Annotated in this window: 16 protein-coding genes, 4 tRNA genes and 1 rRNA gene; 7 read left to right on the forward strand and 14 right to left on the reverse strand. The window is 47.9% G+C overall.

Translation table 11 applies throughout. The features are described 5' to 3' along the window. Positions 1–118: ribosomal RNA gene (locus tag FTT89_RS04110) — 16S ribosomal RNA — on the reverse strand; the annotation flags it as partial. Positions 119–694: 576 nt separating this feature from the next. Here FTT89_RS04110 and FTT89_RS14525 point away from each other — a divergent pair. The 4 genes from FTT89_RS14525 to FTT89_RS04125 all read left to right on the forward strand — a co-directional run bounded on the left by FTT89_RS14525 (position 695) and on the right by FTT89_RS04125 (position 2869). Further along, a complete protein-coding gene (locus FTT89_RS14525; protein ID WP_257221839.1) occupies positions 695–961 on the forward strand; it encodes a YfiR/HmsC family protein in 267 nt (88 codons plus the stop codon). A gap of 8 nt (positions 962–969) precedes the next feature. Continuing rightward, on the forward strand, positions 970–1083 hold the full coding sequence (locus FTT89_RS14530; protein WP_373688336.1) for a hypothetical protein: 114 nt from the start codon (positions 970–972) through the stop codon (positions 1081–1083). 210 nt (positions 1084–1293) lie between these two features. Next, a complete protein-coding gene (locus tag FTT89_RS04120) occupies positions 1294–2382 on the forward strand; it encodes a sensor domain-containing diguanylate cyclase (protein ID WP_180172714.1) in 1089 nt (362 codons plus the stop codon). A gap of 7 nt (positions 2383–2389) precedes the next feature. Further along, positions 2390–2869 carry an OmpA family protein gene (locus FTT89_RS04125; RefSeq protein WP_168390147.1) on the forward strand — a complete coding sequence of 160 codons (480 nt, stop codon included), beginning with the start codon at positions 2390–2392 and terminating at the stop codon, positions 2867–2869. Between the two features lie 133 nt (positions 2870–3002). Here the strand turns inward: FTT89_RS04125 and FTT89_RS04130 are convergent. From FTT89_RS04130 to secA, 8 genes are all read right to left on the reverse strand, one after another. Beyond that, positions 3003–3079, reverse strand: a tRNA-Pro gene (locus tag FTT89_RS04130). Between the two features lie 18 nt (positions 3080–3097). After that, a tRNA-His gene (locus FTT89_RS04135) sits at positions 3098–3173 on the reverse strand. A gap of 34 nt (positions 3174–3207) precedes the next feature. Then, positions 3208–3284 (reverse strand) — tRNA-Arg (locus FTT89_RS04140). Positions 3285–3325: 41 nt separating this feature from the next. Beyond that, positions 3326–3402 (reverse strand) — tRNA-Pro (locus FTT89_RS04145). Between the two features lie 154 nt (positions 3403–3556). Further along, positions 3557–4624 (reverse strand): quinolinate synthase NadA, encoded by a 1068-nt coding sequence (nadA, locus tag FTT89_RS04150; protein WP_127800468.1) that lies wholly within the window; start codon positions 4622–4624, stop codon positions 3557–3559. 144 nt (positions 4625–4768) lie between these two features. Next, on the reverse strand, positions 4769–5989 hold the full coding sequence (gene argJ, locus FTT89_RS04155; protein WP_016658664.1) for a bifunctional glutamate N-acetyltransferase/amino-acid acetyltransferase ArgJ: 1221 nt from the start codon (positions 5987–5989) through the stop codon (positions 4769–4771). 160 nt (positions 5990–6149) lie between these two features. Beyond that, positions 6150–6503, reverse strand: coding sequence for a hypothetical protein (locus FTT89_RS04160; RefSeq protein ID WP_016658663.1), 354 nt, complete (start codon positions 6501–6503; stop codon positions 6150–6152). Between the two features lie 157 nt (positions 6504–6660). After that, positions 6661–9378, reverse strand: a complete 2718-nt coding sequence (gene secA, locus FTT89_RS04165; protein WP_160241013.1) for a preprotein translocase subunit SecA — start codon at positions 9376–9378, stop codon at positions 6661–6663. Between the two features lie 339 nt (positions 9379–9717). On the opposite strand from secA, the gene FTT89_RS04170 reads away from it, so the two are divergent. Together FTT89_RS04170 and FTT89_RS04175 are read left to right on the forward strand one after the other, a co-directional pair. Continuing rightward, positions 9718–10359 carry a peroxiredoxin gene (locus FTT89_RS04170; protein WP_005179960.1) on the forward strand — a complete coding sequence of 214 codons (642 nt, stop codon included), beginning with the start codon at positions 9718–9720 and terminating at the stop codon, positions 10357–10359. A gap of 136 nt (positions 10360–10495) precedes the next feature. Beyond that, positions 10496–11113 (forward strand): dual specificity protein phosphatase family protein, encoded by a 618-nt coding sequence (locus tag FTT89_RS04175; protein ID WP_180172715.1) that lies wholly within the window; start codon positions 10496–10498, stop codon positions 11111–11113. Here the strand turns inward: FTT89_RS04175 and FTT89_RS04180 are convergent. Genes FTT89_RS04180 through trpA form a run of 4 tightly spaced genes read right to left on the reverse strand, consistent with a single transcriptional unit; the run spans position 11110 to position 15108 of the window. After that, the gene (locus tag FTT89_RS04180) at positions 11110–12135 is read right to left on the reverse strand and encodes an SPOR domain-containing protein (RefSeq protein ID WP_160241011.1); all 1026 of its coding nucleotides are present in this window, start codon (positions 12133–12135) and stop codon (positions 11110–11112) included. The two genes, FTT89_RS04175 and FTT89_RS04180, sit on opposite strands and share 4 nt — an antisense overlap. Beyond that, entirely contained in the window at positions 12132–13415 is a 1284-nt protein-coding gene (gene folC / locus FTT89_RS04185) for a bifunctional tetrahydrofolate synthase/dihydrofolate synthase (protein ID WP_180172716.1), read from the reverse strand. Before folC ends, FTT89_RS04180 begins: the two co-directional genes overlap by 4 nt. Next, positions 13412–14308, reverse strand: coding sequence for an acetyl-CoA carboxylase, carboxyltransferase subunit beta (gene accD, locus FTT89_RS04190; protein WP_005179967.1), 897 nt, complete (start codon positions 14306–14308; stop codon positions 13412–13414). Before accD ends, folC begins: the two co-directional genes overlap by 4 nt. Beyond that, entirely contained in the window at positions 14305–15108 is an 804-nt protein-coding gene (trpA, locus tag FTT89_RS04195) for a tryptophan synthase subunit alpha (protein ID WP_005179970.1), read from the reverse strand. Before trpA ends, accD begins: the two co-directional genes overlap by 4 nt. Positions 15109–15472: 364 nt before the next feature. Here trpA and FTT89_RS04200 point away from each other — a divergent pair, with 364 nt between their 5' ends. Further along, positions 15473–16804: a Na+/H+ antiporter NhaC family protein gene (locus FTT89_RS04200; RefSeq protein ID WP_160242839.1), complete on the forward strand. Its 1332-nt coding sequence runs from the start codon at positions 15473–15475 to the stop codon at positions 16802–16804. Between the two features lie 11 nt (positions 16805–16815). Here the strand turns inward: FTT89_RS04200 and FTT89_RS04205 are convergent, their stop codons facing one another. Beyond that, positions 16816–17901: an AraC family transcriptional regulator gene (locus FTT89_RS04205; protein ID WP_016658656.1), complete on the reverse strand. Its 1086-nt coding sequence runs from the start codon at positions 17899–17901 to the stop codon at positions 16816–16818. Position 17902: the final 1 nt, after the last annotated feature.

A 17902-nucleotide genomic window follows, 5' to 3' on the forward strand; every position in this document is an offset into this window, starting at 1 on the left:
AGCATTACTCACCCGTCCGCCGCTAAGCTAAGGTGCAAGCACCCTCGCTCCGCTCGACTTGCATGTGTTAAGCCTGCCGCCAGCGTTCAATCTGAGCCATGATCAAACTCTTCAGTTAAAATCATTTCGAACTTTATAAGTAAAGTTCTTAAACTTGGCTCATCAATTTTCTGACTTAAATTCGCTCAAATAAACTTCGAGTAATTTAAACCAATCAATTAATGAAAATATATTCGATTAATCAACCAGTAAAAATCCACACAAGTTGTTCTTCATAATCTCTTAATGATCTTCTCGATGCTTCGTCAGCATCAAGCTAGGTCGGCTATACTACTCTCTATTTTTAGAAAGTCAACATGCAATGTTGATTTTATTTCTAAACTTACCACCTAAACCAGAACTCAACCATTTTAGCTAAATCCTTGTTTATCAACAAGTTTTTATCAACATCACCGCCGATGGATGTGCATTATAGAGCAAATAAAACCTGACGCAACCCCTATTTTTAATTATTTTGGGAAATATATCTTAACTGTATTTTTTATGATCAATTTCGGGTTTTTCAGTTTATTTTTTATCCTTTTCTTTCATTTTTATTTTAGTTAGACTGCGGCCATAATTTTATTTTTAACTTTTTATAAAAATGCCTTCTCTCCCCTTACACAAAACACTGTGTTTTTTGCTGTGTTTATGTTTGCACCCTGCCCATGCCAATAGCCCAACCGCTGGTACACCCCAAATGGTGTATGCCATTTTAAGTTATGCCAAATGGGAGCAAAATACGCCGAATATTTGTATTGTGAATAATCCGGCGCTAGCACAACAATTTAAAAGCCAGCGTAGCGCACAGCATGTTTATAAAATCAGCCCACTACAATTAGACGATTTAAAACAGACCAGTTGTCAGGCCATTGTCTTTTCTAACCTAAGCCCGCGTGAAGAGAAGAACAGAATATTCTGAACAATGCAGTGCGTTATCCCGCCTTAAGCATTAGCACTACCAATTCAGCCTGTGAACTGGGCAGTGTCTTTTGTCTTTACCAGAAGAAAAATCAGCAGTATTCATTTAGGGTGAATATGTAAAGTCTGACGCAGTCACAGGTACATATTGACCCCCGGGTATTATTACTGGGTAAAAACGGGGGCCTAAAGCATGAATAAGCCCAAAGCAGTATCGCTACGACGTATTTTCCGTTCGTACCAGCTGGTGATTTTTATTCTGACCTTTGGTTTATGACTAGGTATTTTTTGTGTGGTGTCTAATTACACCCTGGAAGTTATGCCAAACAGAGTTTGAGTATTTTATCCGGTTCTCTGGCAGAGCGGATTCAGCCCGCTGTGGTCTTTCATGACACCTATACAATTCAGAAGATTCTGGCTGAATATGCCGAGCAATATCCAATTCACTCAATTCAAGTCATCGCAACCAATGGTGAAGTCCTGTCGACCATTCATCATCATCAAAATGCGTTACCGTTTATTCAGTATTTACTGGACTGGCTGTATTTTCGTGAGCCGGTGACAGTTCAGATTCAGCATCAGCAGCAAAATTTTGGACAACTGGTGGTCTATGGCAATGCCTCTACCCATGTCAGTTTTTTCTATACCATTCTACTGGCGCTGACCATTAGCTTTATTTTGCTGCTAGCCTTACTGTTCTGGTCGGCAAATGCGGTTTACCGACATTTGATGAAAGCGGTCAATCCACTGGTACAGACCACACAGACCATCAGCACCAATAAAAATTATCAGCTACGCCTCCCCTCGTCTGAAATTTCCGAATTTCAGGAAATTAATCGCGTGGTAAATGAACTGCTGGACAAAATTGAAGCCTCAACCCGGGCGCTACAACATGAAAATCATCAATTGTCGCATCAGGCCCGTCATGATGGATTGACCCAACTCCCTAACCGTGAATATTTCCATCAAATGCTGGCACAGAGTTTTGCCCAAGGTACGCAGGACAGCATTGCCCTGCTGTTTATTGATAACGATAACTTTAAAGAAATTAATGATCGCCACGGCCATGCCGCCGGTGATGCCGTGCTGCTGGAAATGGCCAAACGCTTGCGCCAAGCGTTAAACCAGCATGATTTTGTGTCCCGCCTCGGTGGTGATGAGTTCGCAATTATTGTAAAAAATATTGAAGATCATCATGATTTAATTAGAATAAGTGAAAATTTACTCCACTGCTGTCGCCAGCCTTTAATTTTTAATCATCATCCTATTTATTTCAGTTTTAGTATTGGCATCGCACTCGCGCAGTCAGCATCATCTCCTGAAATGCTGATCAATAATGCAGATATGGCCATGTATAAGGCCAAGCAGCTCGCACAACACTGGTACATTTTTGCAGAGCACGGGCGCATGGCCAAAGGTTAGTTTATTCATGTTAAAACATATTTTTAAAACTGCTTGTCTGCTGCTTGCACTGACTACCCTCAGTGCCTGCATGAGTCTGGGGCAGCTCAATTACAAACAGGCCCGCATGCTCAAGCAGGAAGGTTTTAGCCTGACCAGCGAGGGCTGGAGCTTAAGCCTACCAGAAAAACTGCTGTTCGGTTTTGATCAGGCCGAGATCCAGGCACACAACCAGCAAGCTTTACAGCAACTCTCAAGCAAGTTGCTGAAATATAAACTGGATAAAGTCAAAATTATTGGACATAGCGACAATGTCGGTGACCTGGCCTATAACCTGAAGCTGTCCGGAGAACGTGCCGAAAATGTCGCACAAATTTTTATGCAACAAGGTTTTCGACCAGTGAATTTACAGGTAATTCCTCGCGGTGCAGAACAGCCGCTGGTACCAAACACCTCTCCTGAAAACCGGGCGATGAACCAGCGTGTAAATGTGGTGATTGTGCCTTAAGTATTTTGCCACTTTGTAGAATCAGCCTCTTGCAGAGGCTTTTTTTATGGGGAGATTTTATCAGCAGACTTAAATTTCAGGCATAAAAAAACCGCTTAACGCGGTATCTTTTATCTTTCAACTTTAGGGAAATTGGTCGGAGCAGTAGGATTCGAACCTACGACCCCCTGGTCCCAAACCAGGTGCACTACCAGGCTGTGCTATGCTCCGATGTTCAACTTTAAAAGTTGGGGTGAATGACGGGATTCGAACCCGCGACAACTGGAATCACAATCCAGGGCTCTACCAACTGAGCTACATCCACCATCAATTAGTTCTACAATACCAAGCCACCAAAATGGCGCGCCTGACAGGATTCGAACCTGTGACCATCCGCTTAGAAGGCGGATGCTCTATCCAACTGAGCTACAAGCGCTTAACCGATGATACAAAAAACACATCGTTGCCTTGAGAAATTGGTCGGAGCAGTAGGATTCGAACCTACGACCCCCTGGTCCCAAACCAGGTGCACTACCAGGCTGTGCTATGCTCCGTTTCATCTCAGCTTTTCGTGTATCGCACATCGTGCGGTACGGTGTGCATTCTAGGCGCGACGCCCGTGGACGTCAACACCTATCTTTAAAAAAATATGAAAAATCTCTTCAACCGCTTATTTATCAAGCATTTTAGACATTTTTCAATCAATTTTTAGCGTTTTAGCTGCGCACTGAAGTTTAACATGCGATCGAGCGGTAATTTGGCGCGTTCTGCCAGCGTAGGATCAACAAAAATTTCCTGATCCCCCTGCTGTAAAACCTGCAAAATCCCATCTAGTTCGTTCATAGCCATCCACGGGCAATGCGCGCATGAGCGACAGGTCGCGCCTTCACCAGCGGTCGGCGCTTCTACCAGAATCTTGTTCGGTACCGCCTGCTGCATTTTGTAGAAAATCCCGCGGTCGGTCGCCACAATTAAACGCTCATGTGGCAAAGTCTGGGCAGCCTTGATCAATTGCGAGGTACTGCCGACTGCATCAGCAATATCCACCACCGATTCTGGTGATTCTGGATGCACCAGCACCGCTGCATCCGGATAAAGCGCTTTCATTTGTGCAATCCCGCGGGCACGGAATTCTTCATGCACGATACAGGCACCATCCCAGAGTAGCATGTCTGCGCCCGTTTTTTTCTGGATATAACGACCCAAATGCTGATCCGGTGCCCAGATAATTTTTTCACCCAGGCTATCGAGATGCTCGACAATTTCAACCGCACAGCTTGAGGTTACCACCCAGTCGGCACGGGCTTTCACAGCAGCCGAGGTGTTGGCATACACCACTACGGTATGATCAGGATGGGCATCGCAGAATTGGGTAAATTCATCTACCGGGCAGCCCAGGTCGAGTGAACAGGTGGCTTCCAGCGTCGGCATCAGCACTGTTTTCTCAGGTGACAGGATTTTGGCGGTTTCGCCCATAAATTTCACCCCGGCCACCACCAGGGTTGACGCTGCATGATCACGACCAAAACGTGCCATTTCCAGTGAATCCGATACACAACCACCCGTCAGCTCTGCCAGCTCTTGCACTTCAGGATCGCAATAATAGTGTGCCACCAGTACTGCATCACGTTTTTTAAGTTCGGCCTGAATTAAGGCAAATTTGGCCTGCTTGGCTTCTTCAGTTAAATGATTTTCTTTCGGTTCACCCAAACGGTCTAAATGCGCCTGCACAATCGACTTTGCTTCATTGGCAATTAAAATGGTCGCATCATTCATAACAGCGTCTTCTCTATCGAAATGCTTGTTTGCACAAGCAGTTACATCAGCAATTGGTCAGTGTCAGCGCTTGACCAATCATTAAAAATACAGCGTTGTAAAAAAGCCTCACAACGGAGGCTTTTTCAGAAATACATCAGGGACTTAAGAACGGTAGTCTGCATTAATCTTGACATAATCATAAGATAAATCGCAGGTATAGACGGTATCTTGAGCCTGGCCACGACCTAAATCTACACGAATGGTCATTTCCTGCTGCGCCATGACACGTGCGCCGGCTTCTTCGGTATAGTCCGCTGCGGCGCCGCCATCTTTACAGATTTGTACATCATCTAACCAAACCTGAATTTTTTCAACGTCTAAATTTGGCACGCCCGCATAACCAATGGCCGCCAGAATACGGCCCCAGTTTGGATCTGAGGCAAAAATAGCGGTTTTTACTAGCGGTGAATGAGCAATACTGTAAGCAATATCGCAACATTCCTGGGTATTTTGTCCACCTTCGACTGCAACGGTAATAAATTTGGTCGCGCCTTCACCATCACGCACAATCAGCTGCGCCAGACGTGTCATCACCCGGGTTAAAACCTCTAATACTACGGCATAACGCGGATCTTCGGTCGAGCTGATTTCTGTACCACCGGCTTGGCCAGTTGCAATGAAGATACAGGAGTCATTGGTTGAGGTATCGCCATCGACAGTGATGCGGTTAAACGAGACATTAACCGTACTACTCAACAGTTGCTGTACCAGTTCACGGCTGATTGGAGCATCAGTGGCCACATAACCAAGCATGGTCGCCATATTCGGGCGAATCATGCCGGCACCTTTAGAAATACCGGTCATGGTATAAGTGATGCCATCCAGTTCAAACTGCTCAGATGCACCTTTCGGTGTGGTATCTGTGGTCATAATACCGCGGGCAGCGTCGTCCCAGGCATCGGCACGCAAGCTGTCTAAGGCCGGTTGTAAACCCGCAGTTAAACGCTCAATTGGTAACTGCTCGCCAATCACACCAGTAGAAAACGGCAATACTTCGGCGGTCTGTACACCCGCCAGTTCAGCCAGCTTGGCACAGGTTGCTGCTGCATTTTGCATACCGGTTTTACCGGTTCCGGCATTAGCATTGCCGGTGTTAATCACTAAATAGCGTGGATTACCCGCCTGCAGATGTGCTTTACAGATATGCACAGGTGCTGCACAAAAGGCGTTTTGGGTAAACACACCGGCGACATTGGCGCCTTCGGCCAGTTCAAAAATAACAAGGTCACGTCGGTTCTTATAACGAACATAGGCTTCTGCTGTCCCAATTCTCACCCCTTTGACCACATGCATCTGTGGCATAGAAACGTCACCTACTGCCATTTTTAAAACGTCCAACCAGTTAATAATTCAGTGTGCACAGCTTAGAACAAAATCAGGAAAAAATCGAGCAGAACCCGTCATCCACAAAATTGTGACCGGACTCAACTGCCGTACAATAAAAAACCAGCCCGCAGGCTGGTTAGTGTTGTGTGCTTGACCCTTAGTTTTTGGCCAGTTGCACAGCTTCGTTTAATAAAGCCTGTTTGGCTTTTTGCTGGCTTTCTGCAGACAGGGCCGGGTTAGAAGCAACAATGCGGTCGGCATTGGCAGCATTGGCCGGAGCAATGGCTGCAGTCTGGAGCACAATCGGACGTTTATTCGGGTTGGCAAAGGTATAACGGATACCGGTACGTGGGCTTGCAACCGTCACCTGGTCATTATTGACCACTGCTTGGGTAGTGCTTACACCGACTGCGGCCTGAACTTTTTCCGGCGTGGTGGTTTGGGTATTGGCAAAAGCCAAAGCAGGCGTTGCTAAAGCAACAATCAGTAAAGGTTGTAATACTTTTTTCATTGTGTTTTCCACTTTTCGGTGTGCAATGTGCAACTAAATACCATTTAATTTCCTGCACTGCAATCTGTATTCACATCTTGCAAAACTATTCAAACACTTAGCGGAATAAAAAAAAGCAGAATCGAAATTCTGCTTTTTGCGAGATGTTTTGAATGGCTTAGATTTTGCCGTGGCACTGTTTGTATTTCAGACCTGAACCACATGGACATGGTGAATTACGGCTTGCCGGTGGCGTAAACACCGTTTCGGTTGGGGTTGTCTGCTGCGCATCGGCTTCGAAAGTTTCACCGGTCAGACTGTCCACATCGGCATGAGACAGATTCAGCTGCATCGCCTCGGCTTGTGCCTGTTTCTGTGCTTCAAGTTCAGCCAGTTCTTCAGCTGTTGGTACGTGTACGCGAGACAAGTCAGTCACGACATCAGACTTGATCACAGCGAGCATATTTACAAACAGGTTAAAGGCTTCTTTCTTGTATTCCTGCTCCGGATTCTTTTGCGCATAACCACGTAAATGAATGCCTTGACGCAAGTAATCCATTGCTGCCAGATGATCTTTCCAGTGACGATCCAGCGAGTTGAGCATAAAATGACGCTCCAGCATGGCTGCAGATTCATCACCCATTTGCTGACGGCGGCTGTTATAACGAGCCACCAGCTCATCAGAAATACGCTCCACCAGACCTTCTTCATCCAGACGGCGATCTTCTTCTAACCATTGGTTAATTGGCAGATCTAAAGCCAGATCTTCACGTAACGCCTGCTCCAGACCGTCAATATCCCACTGGTCATGAATCGACTCTGGTGGCACATAGTTGGCAATCACGCCCTGAATCACTTCACGGTGCATTTCTTCGATGTAATCTTGCAATGAGTTTGCGGCAAGAATTTCATCACGCTGTGAGTAAATAATCTTACGCTGTTCATTGTTGACGTCATCGTATTTCAACAGGTTCTTACGGATATCGAAGTTACGTGCTTCAACTTTGCGCTGGGCATTTTCAATCGAACGTGACACCATTTTGTGTTCAATGGCTTCATCTTCTTTCAGGCCCATGGCACGCATCATGGCCACCACACGATCACCAGCGAAAATACGCATCAGGTCATCTTCAAGTGACAGATAGAAACGCGACACACCCGGGTCACCCTGACGACCCGCACGACCACGCAGCTGGTTATCAATACGGCGTGATTCATGACGTTCAGAACCAATAATATGCAAACCGCCTGAGGCCAGTACTGCTTCGTGGTTCTGGTCCCATTCTTCTTTCAGACGTTGCTCATCTTCAGGCGTCGGGTTTTCAATTTTGGCCAGCAGAGCTTTCCAGTTACCACCGAGCAGAATATCGGTACCACGACCCGCCATGTTGGTGGCAATAGTCACCGCACGTGGTGCACCGGCTTGGGCAATAATATCGGCTTCACGTTCGTGCTGTTTGGCGTTCAGAACTTCGTGATGAATACCGGCCTCTTTCAGTTTGTCCGAGAGGATTTCTGAGGCTTCAATGGTGGCGGTACCAATCAGGATCGGCGCGACACCGGACTCCTGCACGCGCAGGATTTCCTGAATAATCGCGTTGTATTTGCCTTCACGATTTAAATAGATTAAATCGTTATGGTCCTGACGGATCATTGGACGGTGGGTTGGAATAATCACCACATCCAGACCATAAATTTCTTTCATTTCTGCCGCTTCAGTATCGGCAGTACCGGTCATCCCGGACAGTTTTTTGTACAGACGGAAGTAGTTCTGGAAGGTGGTGGTGGCCAGAGTCTGGTTTTCCGGCTGGATTTCCAGACCTTCTTTGGCTTCAACCGCCTGATGCAGACCTTCAGACCAGCGACGACCCGGCATGGTACGACCGGTGTTTTCATCGACAATAATCACTTCACCATCATGAATGATGTAGTGCACATTGCGCTGATACAGGAAATGGGCACGAATGGCCGCAGACACGTGATGTACCAGATTCAGGTTGGAAGCAGAATACAGGCTTTCCCCTTCTGCCAGCAGCCCCATCTGAATCAGCTCATTTTCTACGGTTTCATAACCGACTTCGGTCATTTCAACCGAACGCTGTTTTTCATCAATCCAGAAGTGACCGCCATCTGGCACTTTCTCTTCTTTTTGCGGATGCAGTTTAGGCGGAATGGTATTAATCGCCGCATACAGCTGTGATGAGTCTTCGCTCTGACCCGAGATAATCAGCGGGGTACGTGCTTCATCAATCAGGATCGAGTCGACTTCATCGATAATGGCATAGGTCAGGCCACGCTGCTTTTTCTCTGCCAGCGAGAACACCATGTTGTCACGCAAATAGTCGAAACCAAATTCGTTGTTGGTCCCGTAAGTAATATCGGCACGATAGGCTTGCGCTTTTTCGGTCGGGTCCTGCATCGAATAAATAATGCCGATGCTTAAACCCAGAAATTCAAAGAGTGGACGGTTGAGTTCGGCATCACGCTGCGCCAGGTAGTCGTTCACGGTAATCACGTGTACGCTTTCACCACTTAAGGCATTCAGGTAACAGGCCAAAGTCCCCATTAAGGTTTTACCTTCACCGGTACGCATTTCTGCAATTTTACCTTCGTGCAGGGTAATACCACCAATCAGCTGTACATCATAATGGCGCATGCCCATGACCCGTTTCCCGGCTTCACGGCAGACTGCAAACGCTTCTGGCAATAACTTATCTAGACTTTCGCCCTTGTTATATCGTTGTTTGAATTCTTCGGTTTTTGCAGATAAGTCTGCATCGCTTAAGGCTGATATCGTCGGCTCGAGCGCATTAATCTTGTCTACGATTTTACGCATGCGTTTGAGTTCGCGCTCATTTTTGGTACCGAAGATTCCTCCGATCAGACTTGCCAACATGAATAGACTCTCTAAATCTTGCTTGTCAAAAGAATAATTTGTTCTCAGTCGTTATTATGCTGCTAGAAATTTGAAGTACAAGGGTTTTGCACACAACCCATCAAAAAATTCTGATGATTTCTATCCGTACAGCGAAGCTAAGGCAAAATAATGTAGCAAATTTTAATCGGATGATATAGTCAAAGCATGACAATATGACTGCATGTTTTTTCAGCATTTCATTCAATCACTTATTCAATATATTCATAAAGAATTACAAAAAAAGTATTTTCAATGCTAAAAGAATTGCGCCATAGTCAATTCCATCCCCCAATACAACAACGATATGAGGCAGTTAAAATGAGTTTACGATTAGGCGATACCGCACCCGACTTTACTCAGGAATCAAGCGAAGGCACCCTGAACTTTTATGAATTTCTGGGCGACAGCTGGGGCATCCTGTTTTCACATCCTGCCGACTACACCCCGGTCTGCACCACCGAACTGGGCTATACCGCAAAACTCAAACAGGAATTTGAAAAACGTGGCGTCAAGGCCATTGCCCTGTCGGTCGATGATGTCGAGTCACACAAAGGCTGGATTAATGACATTAACGAAACCCAGAACACCAGCGTGAATTTTCCGATTATTGCCGATCAGGACCGTAAAGTATCGACGCTATATGATTTTATCCATCCCAATGCCAGCGAAACCCTGACGGTACGCTCCCTGGTGATTATCGACCCGAATAAAAAAGTGCGTCTGATTATTACCTATCCGGCCTCTACCGGACGTAATTTCCATGAAATTTTACGCGTGGTCGATTCCCTGCAACTGACCGACAACTATAAAGTGGCCACCCCGGCCAACTGGCAAGAGGGTGAAGATGTGGTGATTGTGCCTTCACTGCAAGATGAAGCCGAATTAAAACAGCGCTTCCCGAAAGGCTATACCGCAGTAAAACCATACCTGCGTTTAACCCCGCAGCCGAATCGTGACTAAATAATCAATATCCGTTCATCTTCCTGTATGCCTGTCTTCGGACGGGCATTTTTTCATGGTACAAGGTCAGCACCTCAGCCGTGCTACACTGGGATGGTCCAGCACAACCAATTTCAGCACAACCAATTAGAACACTATGCTCAAAAATCTGCTTGCCCTGGTCCTGACCTGTATTTGTTGCACGGGCTGCATGACCACACCGGCCTTATCTGAACAGCAACGCCCGAGTACCTGGGCTCAACCGCTGGATGCGCAGCACAATTTTTATCAGGTCAGCCCGATGCTGTTTCGTAGCGAACAGCCCGATCAGCAGCTGGCAGCATTGTTACAACAGCATGATATTGATGTGGTCATCAACTTGCGTCCCAAAGCGGCAGAGGCGGAACCGTTGCAGCAGCATGGATTGCAATCGGTGCATCTACCGATTCATACCTGGGCCATTGATCGGGAAGATTTATTGCAGGTGATGCAGCAGATTCAAACCGCCCAAGCCCAACAGCAAAAAGTGCTGATTCATTGTTATCATGGTGCAGACCGGACCGGGGCCAGTGTGGCCATGTACCGGATTATGTTTGAACACTGGCCGGTGGAACAGGCGCTGGCAGAAATGAAATATGGTGGCTTTGGCTTTCATCCGATCTGGGTCAATATTGACGCCTTATTTCGTCCTGAAAATATAAAATGGATTCGACAGCAGCTGTCGAATCCATCGAATGAAAACTCACGGCAAGATACCGATAGACTGGACAACTAGTTCCGCTTGTCTAACGGCACCCAGTCAATCACCCAGGCCGATTTCATGTTCAGGCTGGCATCCGCCGCAATTTTCTTGCGCGCTGCATCGGCACTTTCACGGTCTTTGGATGGCCCCACCATAATCCGGATCCCTTTAGAGGTCGGACTCTTGGTGACTTTATAGCCTTTGGCTTTTAAGCGCGCGGCCAGTGCATCGGCATTGGCCTCATTGGCGGCCAGTGCCACCTGCACCATCCACTGTTTGCCATCATCTTCGCCTTCCAGCAGTTTACGTGCTTTCTCGGCTTCAGCTTTCTTTTTGGCTTCTTCTTCGGCTTTACGTTTGGCTTCTGCCTGACGTTTTTCTTCAGCTTTGCGCTTCTCTTCTGCAGCTTTCTGTTCAGCAGCCTTGCGCTCCTGTTCGGCCTTGCGTTTGGCTTCTGCCTGACGCTTCTCTTCGGCTAAACGTTTTTCTTCCGCAGCTTTTTGTTCTGCTGCTTTTTTCTCGGCAGCAGTACGTTCCTGGGCCGCTTTCTGCTCGGCAGCTTTTTTGGCTTCAGCTGTTTTTTGCTGTTCCAGCTTTTTCTGGGCAGCCAGTTTTTCTTCAGCCAGACGTTTTTGTTTGGCCTGCTCATCTTCAACCAGCTCTGGCGGAATATTGTCGGAACTTTGCTGCTGGCCATTACGTAGTGCATTTAAGGCCGCATATTCTTCTGCAGCCTTACGGGCGGCTTCAGCTTCTGCCTGCTGCTGCATGGCCAGGAATTCAGCTGCACGCGCTTCCTGTTCAGCCACGGCTTTTTCACGGGCACGGCGCTGCTCTTCCAGCAGACGTTTTTCAGTTTCTACATCTACCGTTAAAGGTTGTAGCTGAATCATTTCGGCTTCAGGCACAGTATTTTGCTGTAACTGTTCGACCCGTTCTGGCGTTTTGACATTATTTTGATGTATTTCTTCTTGGCCTTTCAGGAGTAATGCTGCCAATAACACACCACCACCCAATAAAACAACGCCGCCCATCCAGCGCTGTTTGTTATTCATTGACATTCTTCCAAATACTCCCATACCGCTTCTAAGGTATGAAATGATCCACATACCAAAATCAGCTGATTATTGTTCGTTTCATCCAGCGCTGATTTAAAAGCTAATTGAACACTATCAAAGTGCTGTACTGTTTCGCCCTCGAGAGCCGCATCCAGTTGTGTGATGTCTGCCGCACGAGGAACATTTAATTGTGCAATTTTCCACATTAAAACATGTTCTTTCAATAAGGCAACGACAGAATTCACATCTTTATCGGCCAGCATGGAAAACACACTGATCACTTCGGTGTACTGTTTATTGTAATTTAAATAATTTCGCAATTGCTTTAACAAAAACTCTACACCGTGCGGATTGTGCCCGGCGTCAAAGATTACGGTCTTGCCGGCAATCTGGCGAATTTCAAAACGGCCCGGGAGCTGGGCCTGTTGGATGCCTTCGGCAATCGCCTGCTGCTGGATGTTCAGACCGCTAAGTAACACGGCGGCAACTGCGGTCGATATATTTTCCAGCGCCAGCGTGCCAAGCGGTAATTTCAAGGTGCTGCCACTGCTGGCAAATAACCAGGACTGGCCATCTGCAGCGGTGCGATAAAAATAATCACGATTGGCGACATACAGCGGGGCCTGACACTGTGCTGCCTTGTCCTGAATGGCTTGCGGTAATTCCTGCACGCCGCCAAAGATCACCGGAATATTCGGGCGGATGATGCCGGCTTTTTCAAAGGCAATTTTTTCAATGGTATCGCCCAGCCAGTCGGTATGATCCAGCCCGATATTGGTAATCACGGCCACACCGGGATGTACCACATTGACCACATCCAGACGGCCGCCCAAGCCAACTTCCAGCACCCAGACATCACAAGCCTGCTGTTTAAAAATGACAAAAGCCGCCAGCGTGGTGGCTTCAAAAAACGATAAACTTAAATTACAGTCACGACGCGCCTGATCAACCTGTACAAAGGCCTCAATCAGTTGCTGGTCATCGACCTCGACGCCGCCCAGTTTGACCCGTTCATTAAAACGGTAAATATGCGGCGACTGATACAGCCCCACCTGATAACCCTGAGCATTTAAAATCGCGGCCAAGGTGGTGGTGGTGGAACCTTTGCCATTGGTGCCCGCGACGGTAAACACTTTTGCGTCCGGGTGAGTGACGCCCAGCTTTTCAGCCACAGGAATCACCCGTTCCAGACCTAAATCAATCCCTGTAACGTGAACATGGCTCCAATAATTGAGCCATGTTTCTAAAGAGTCGGTTGCAAGTGGTGCTGTATTCAAGACAAATTCATCAGTTTCGTGACAATGCGATATACAGTATCACGTAATGCATGACGATGAACAATCTGATCGACCACACCATGATCAAGCAGGTATTCCGCGCGCTGGAACGGTTCATCCAGTTTTTCACGTACGGTTTGCTCAATTACACGCTTACCGGCAAAGCCAATCATGGCTTTTGGTTCTGCCAGATGAACATCACCCAACATCGCCAACGATGCCGTTACGCCACCATATACCGGATGGGTTAAGACCACGATATACGGCAAGCCCGCTTCTTTTAAACGCTGGATGGCTGCTGAAGTACGCGCCATCTGCATTAAAGACAGCATGCCTTCCTGCATACGCGCACCGCCCGATGCTGCAAAGCAGATTAACGGCTGACGTTGCTGAATGGCACGTTCCGCTGCCAGCACAAAACGGTCACCGACCACCGTGCCCATAGAACCGCCCATAAAGTCAAATTCAAAGGCACAGGTGGTTACCGGCACGCCTTTTAATAAACCTTGCATGACCAGTAAAGCTTCAGTTTCACCGGTTTTCTTTTGCGCTTCGGCCATACGGTCCGGATACGGCTTGCTGTCCACAAATTTCAGTGGATCTTTGGCAGAAAATTCCTGACCCAGTTCGGCATCGACCTGATCGAGGAACCAGGTTAAACGGTCACGCGCTTTCATGCGTAAATGCTCGTCACATTGCGGGCAGACATAGGCATTGAAAGACATGGCTGTACGAGTCACCAGTGCATGACATTCCGGACATTCGATGGTTGGTTCGGTGAATGTCGCCTTTAAGGCTTGCTGCTCATCCGGTACATGAATTCCCGGTACGCCGCGTTCTGTCCACGGCGTAGTTGGGCTTAAGATTTTCCCTGGCTTGACTTCTTGACTCATACTAACTCATCGAGCGCGGCTCGAAGCTCCTTGACTTTATTAACCGTTTCAACCACGGCTTGTTCTGGTTCGAGGTTGGCAAACTGTTTTACGAAAGCACTGCCGACGATGACTGCATCTGCCACGGCACCCATGACTTTGGCAGACGCCGCATCACTGATACCGAAACCGACACCAACCGGTACATCGGTGACTGCCTTGATTTTCTCAATCCGCTGCGCCGCTTCAGAGACATCTAAAGTGGCTGCACCGGTCACGCCTTTGAGCGACACGTAGTAAATAAAGCCGCTGGCCTGTTTCACTACATGCTGGATACGCTCATCGGTAGAGGTCGGTGCCAGCAGAAAAATCTGGTCCATATCGTACTGCTGTAAGATCTGGTCTAAATCGGCAGCTTCTTCTGGCGGCAGATCCACCAGCAAGACACCATCTACCCCACATTCATGCGCATAGGCGACAAACTTCTGGTAGCCAATGACCTCAACCGGGTTTAAATAGCCCATGAGCACCACTGGTGTTTCCGTGTCTTTTTGGCGGAATTCCTTGACCATATTCAGTGCATCGAGGGTATTGGTTCCCCCTGCCAATGCACGTTCTGCAGCCAAGGCAATGACTGGACCATCGGCCATCGGGTCAGAGAATGGCAGTCCAAGCTCAATCACATCTACACCCGCCTCAACCATTTGATGTAACAGCGGTACCGTTACCTGTGGCTGTGGGTCACCTGCCATGACATAAGATACGAGGGCCTTACGTTGTTGAGATTTCAACTGTGCAAATCGGGTGGCTAAACGTGACATAGGGCTGTGCTTTCCTTGAATAATTCAAAACTGATAAGTTGCTATTGTCGAAATACAGGACATCGCATTGTAACGCTATTTTTTGCTCATTGAACAGAGCACAGCTGGTCGATGCCCGATTTCATCAGCAAAGCGCGAATTCCAGAACAACCCGAAAGCTACATTTACCGATATTTCGGTTTTTTTCTCAATGATCAAAGATGCCTAATTTCGCTATTCCCAGCAATCTCAAGCAGTTAGAAAAACCCAATGACTGAGCAAAAAAGATGATAAAAATAGGACAGTTAGCATTTACATTTAAAGTTTTCAGAAATAGCAAAAGCTGCTTTATACTAGCGCCGTTTTCAGACTTTTTCTTATTTCTATGATTTCCGACTCCCAGGCAAAAGTGCACGCTCGCGGGCTTGCGCTGTTGCCACTTATTGTATTTTTAGCCATTTTTTTAGGCAGTGGCATTTACCATTCCCTGATTGGGACCGAGTTTGCCTTCTATCAGGTCAAGGCGCCGGTGGCAGCCATTCCAGCCATTATCCTGGCATTATTGCTCTATCGTGGTCAGCTGAACCGGGCCATTGAAGAATTTTTGCAGGGCGCCAGCCATCCCAACCTGATCCTGATGTTTATGGTGTTTATGCTGGCCGGTGCCTTTGCCAGCACCAGTGGCGCCATTGGCAGTGTCAATGCCACGGTACAGCTGGGCCTGTCGATTATTCCGCCTGAATTTGTACTGCCGATGCTGTTTCTGATTTCAGCCTTTGTTGCCACCGCCATGGGCACCTCAATGGGCACCATTGCAGCCTGTGCACCCATTGCCTTTGGTTTTTCCGAAGCCACGCAAATTGCCACGGTGTATACCATTGGTGCGGTGGTTGGCGGTGCCATGTTTGGCGATAACCTGTCGATGATTTCTGACACCACCATTGCCGCCACCAGCAGCCAGAAAGTACAGCTGCGTGACAAGTTCAAGGTCAATGTCTGGATTGCCGTACCGGCCGCACTGATCACTGTGCTGATTTATATGCTGATTAACCAGAATACCCAGGCCATTGCCTATCAGGAGTATAACGCCTGGCTCATCTTGCCTTATGTGGCGGTGTTTGTGCTGGCCTTTTCCCGCCTGCATGTACTGGCAGTGTTAACCATCGGGATTTTACTCTCGGCACTGATGGGACTGTTGATGCTGCCTGAGTTTGATCTGCTCAAGCTAAATGGTGCTATTTATGACGGTTTTGTCGGCATGTTTGAAGTGGCGTTGCTGTCGATGTTCCTGGGTGGCTTATCGGCCATTATGCAAAAAGAAGGTGGCCTGGAATGGCTGATTCAACGCATCTACAAGCTGACTCGCCTGTTTAAGGTTGGCGCGCAACGTGCTGGTGAGTTGGGGATTAGCTTTCTGGTGGTGTTTTCCAACCTGTTTGTGGCCAACAATACCGTGGCGATTATCCTGTCTGGAGATATGGCGCGGGAAGTGGCGCAGGAATATGGCGTCGATCCGAAACGCGCTGCCGCCCTGCTGGATATTTTCTCCTGCGTGGTACAGGGCCTGATTCCTTATGGCGCCCAGTTATTGCTGGCCTGCTCGATTGCCAAAATGTCACCGGTAGAGCTGATTGGCAGTGTCTATTATTGCTGGGTGCTGGCGATTTTTGCGATTGCCGCTATTGCCTTGCGTTTCCCTAAACTGCGCACGGCTTAAGACTGTACTTTTTAATTTTCCAAGCGGCTATTCAGCCGCTTTTTATTGGTGGTCTGTTGCTGACGCAGTACCCGCCGCCGCTCGGTTAAGGTCTGGCCGCAATGCGCTTTATAGGCACGCGCCAAAGCCGACTGATCGGAATAACCGAGCTGGCTGGCAATCTCGGTCAGACTCAGCTTTTGCGGTAACAGTAATTCACAACGTTTGATCCGTTCCATGTCCAGCAGCTGTTTAAATGAGGTCCCCAGTTCACTCAGTTGACGCTGCAAAGTGCGACTGGACATACACAGCTCGACAGCCAGCTCATCCAGCTTCGGTGCCTGTTGCTGCAGCCTTAAATAATCGGCAATCAGATGGCGCAGCTTCTGGTCCAGCCCTTCCAGCAAGGGTTTGGCCGCCATCGCTTCTTCAGCCTGCTTTTTTAAAATCCCGATTAAAGTTGGATCAGGCTGCTGTGGTTGCAGCTGCAGGCTGTCGATACTCAGCACCAGCTGATAATCTGGCTGATCAAACAGCACTTCGCAGCCATAAAACTTTTGATATTGATACAGCGCCGTTTGCGGAGCATGGGCAAAATGAACCCGGCGCAAGGGAAAGTGCTCGGCCGCAAACATCTGCCGGGCCAGTTGCAGCATACAGGCAAAGGTGATTTCGTGAATCAGCGTGCTCTGATCCTGCGGATTCGGCCAAGACACAATCAGCAAATCATCCTGCTGCTGGATCTGCATGGGGACCGCTTCGTTGGCATCAATCACCAGCCGGCTAAACTGGGCAATATACTGCAAGGCTTCGGCCACGCTATTACTGCGCGAGGCCATATAGCCGAGCACACCAAAATGCTCCGGACGGATAAAACGCGCCAGCTCAAACACCAGATAGGCTGTGTTCAGCTGCTGCCGGGTCTGTTCCAGTAACGCAATAAAAGCCTGACAGGAAGATTGGCCATCAATCGGCAAACTGAGCACATGCTGCACATATTGCTGCAAGCTGTCTGACAGCTCGAGCTGTTGCGGCTGCACACCTTGTGCCTGCAGGTAGGACTGCCACAAATGCACATAGCCGTTTGGAATCTGAATATCACTCGGGTAAGTTGTCATC

The sequence above is a fragment of the Acinetobacter sp. YH01025 genome (genome assembly GCF_013420185.1).
Classification (GTDB): domain Bacteria; phylum Pseudomonadota; class Gammaproteobacteria; order Pseudomonadales; family Moraxellaceae; genus Acinetobacter; species Acinetobacter indicus.

Coding starts and splice junctions, on each gene's coding strand:
- FTT89_RS04125 (WP_168390147.1), top strand. CDS start 2,390: ATGTTAAAACATATTTTTAAAACTGCTTGTCTGCTGCTTGCACTGACT.
- nadA (WP_127800468.1), bottom strand. CDS start 4,624: ATGAATGATGCGACCATTTTAATTGCCAATGAAGCAAAGTCGATTGTG.
- argJ (WP_016658664.1), bottom strand. CDS start 5,989: ATGGCAGTAGGTGACGTTTCTATGCCACAGATGCATGTGGTCAAAGGG.
- FTT89_RS04160 (WP_016658663.1), bottom strand. CDS start 6,503: ATGAAAAAAGTATTACAACCTTTACTGATTGTTGCTTTAGCAACGCCT.
- secA (WP_160241013.1), bottom strand. CDS start 9,378: ATGTTGGCAAGTCTGATCGGAGGAATCTTCGGTACCAAAAATGAGCGC.
- FTT89_RS04170 (WP_005179960.1), top strand. CDS start 9,718: ATGAGTTTACGATTAGGCGATACCGCACCCGACTTTACTCAGGAATCA.
- FTT89_RS04175 (WP_180172715.1), top strand. CDS start 10,496: ATGCTCAAAAATCTGCTTGCCCTGGTCCTGACCTGTATTTGTTGCACG.
- FTT89_RS04180 (WP_160241011.1), bottom strand. CDS start 12,135: ATGAATAACAAACAGCGCTGGATGGGCGGCGTTGTTTTATTGGGTGGT.
- accD (WP_005179967.1), bottom strand. CDS start 14,308: ATGAGTCAAGAAGTCAAGCCAGGGAAAATCTTAAGCCCAACTACGCCG.
- trpA (WP_005179970.1), bottom strand. CDS start 15,108: ATGTCACGTTTAGCCACCCGATTTGCACAGTTGAAATCTCAACAACGT.
- FTT89_RS04200 (WP_160242839.1), top strand. CDS start 15,473: ATGATTTCCGACTCCCAGGCAAAAGTGCACGCTCGCGGGCTTGCGCTG.
- FTT89_RS04205 (WP_016658656.1), bottom strand. CDS start 17,901: ATGACAACTTACCCGAGTGATATTCAGATTCCAAACGGCTATGTGCAT.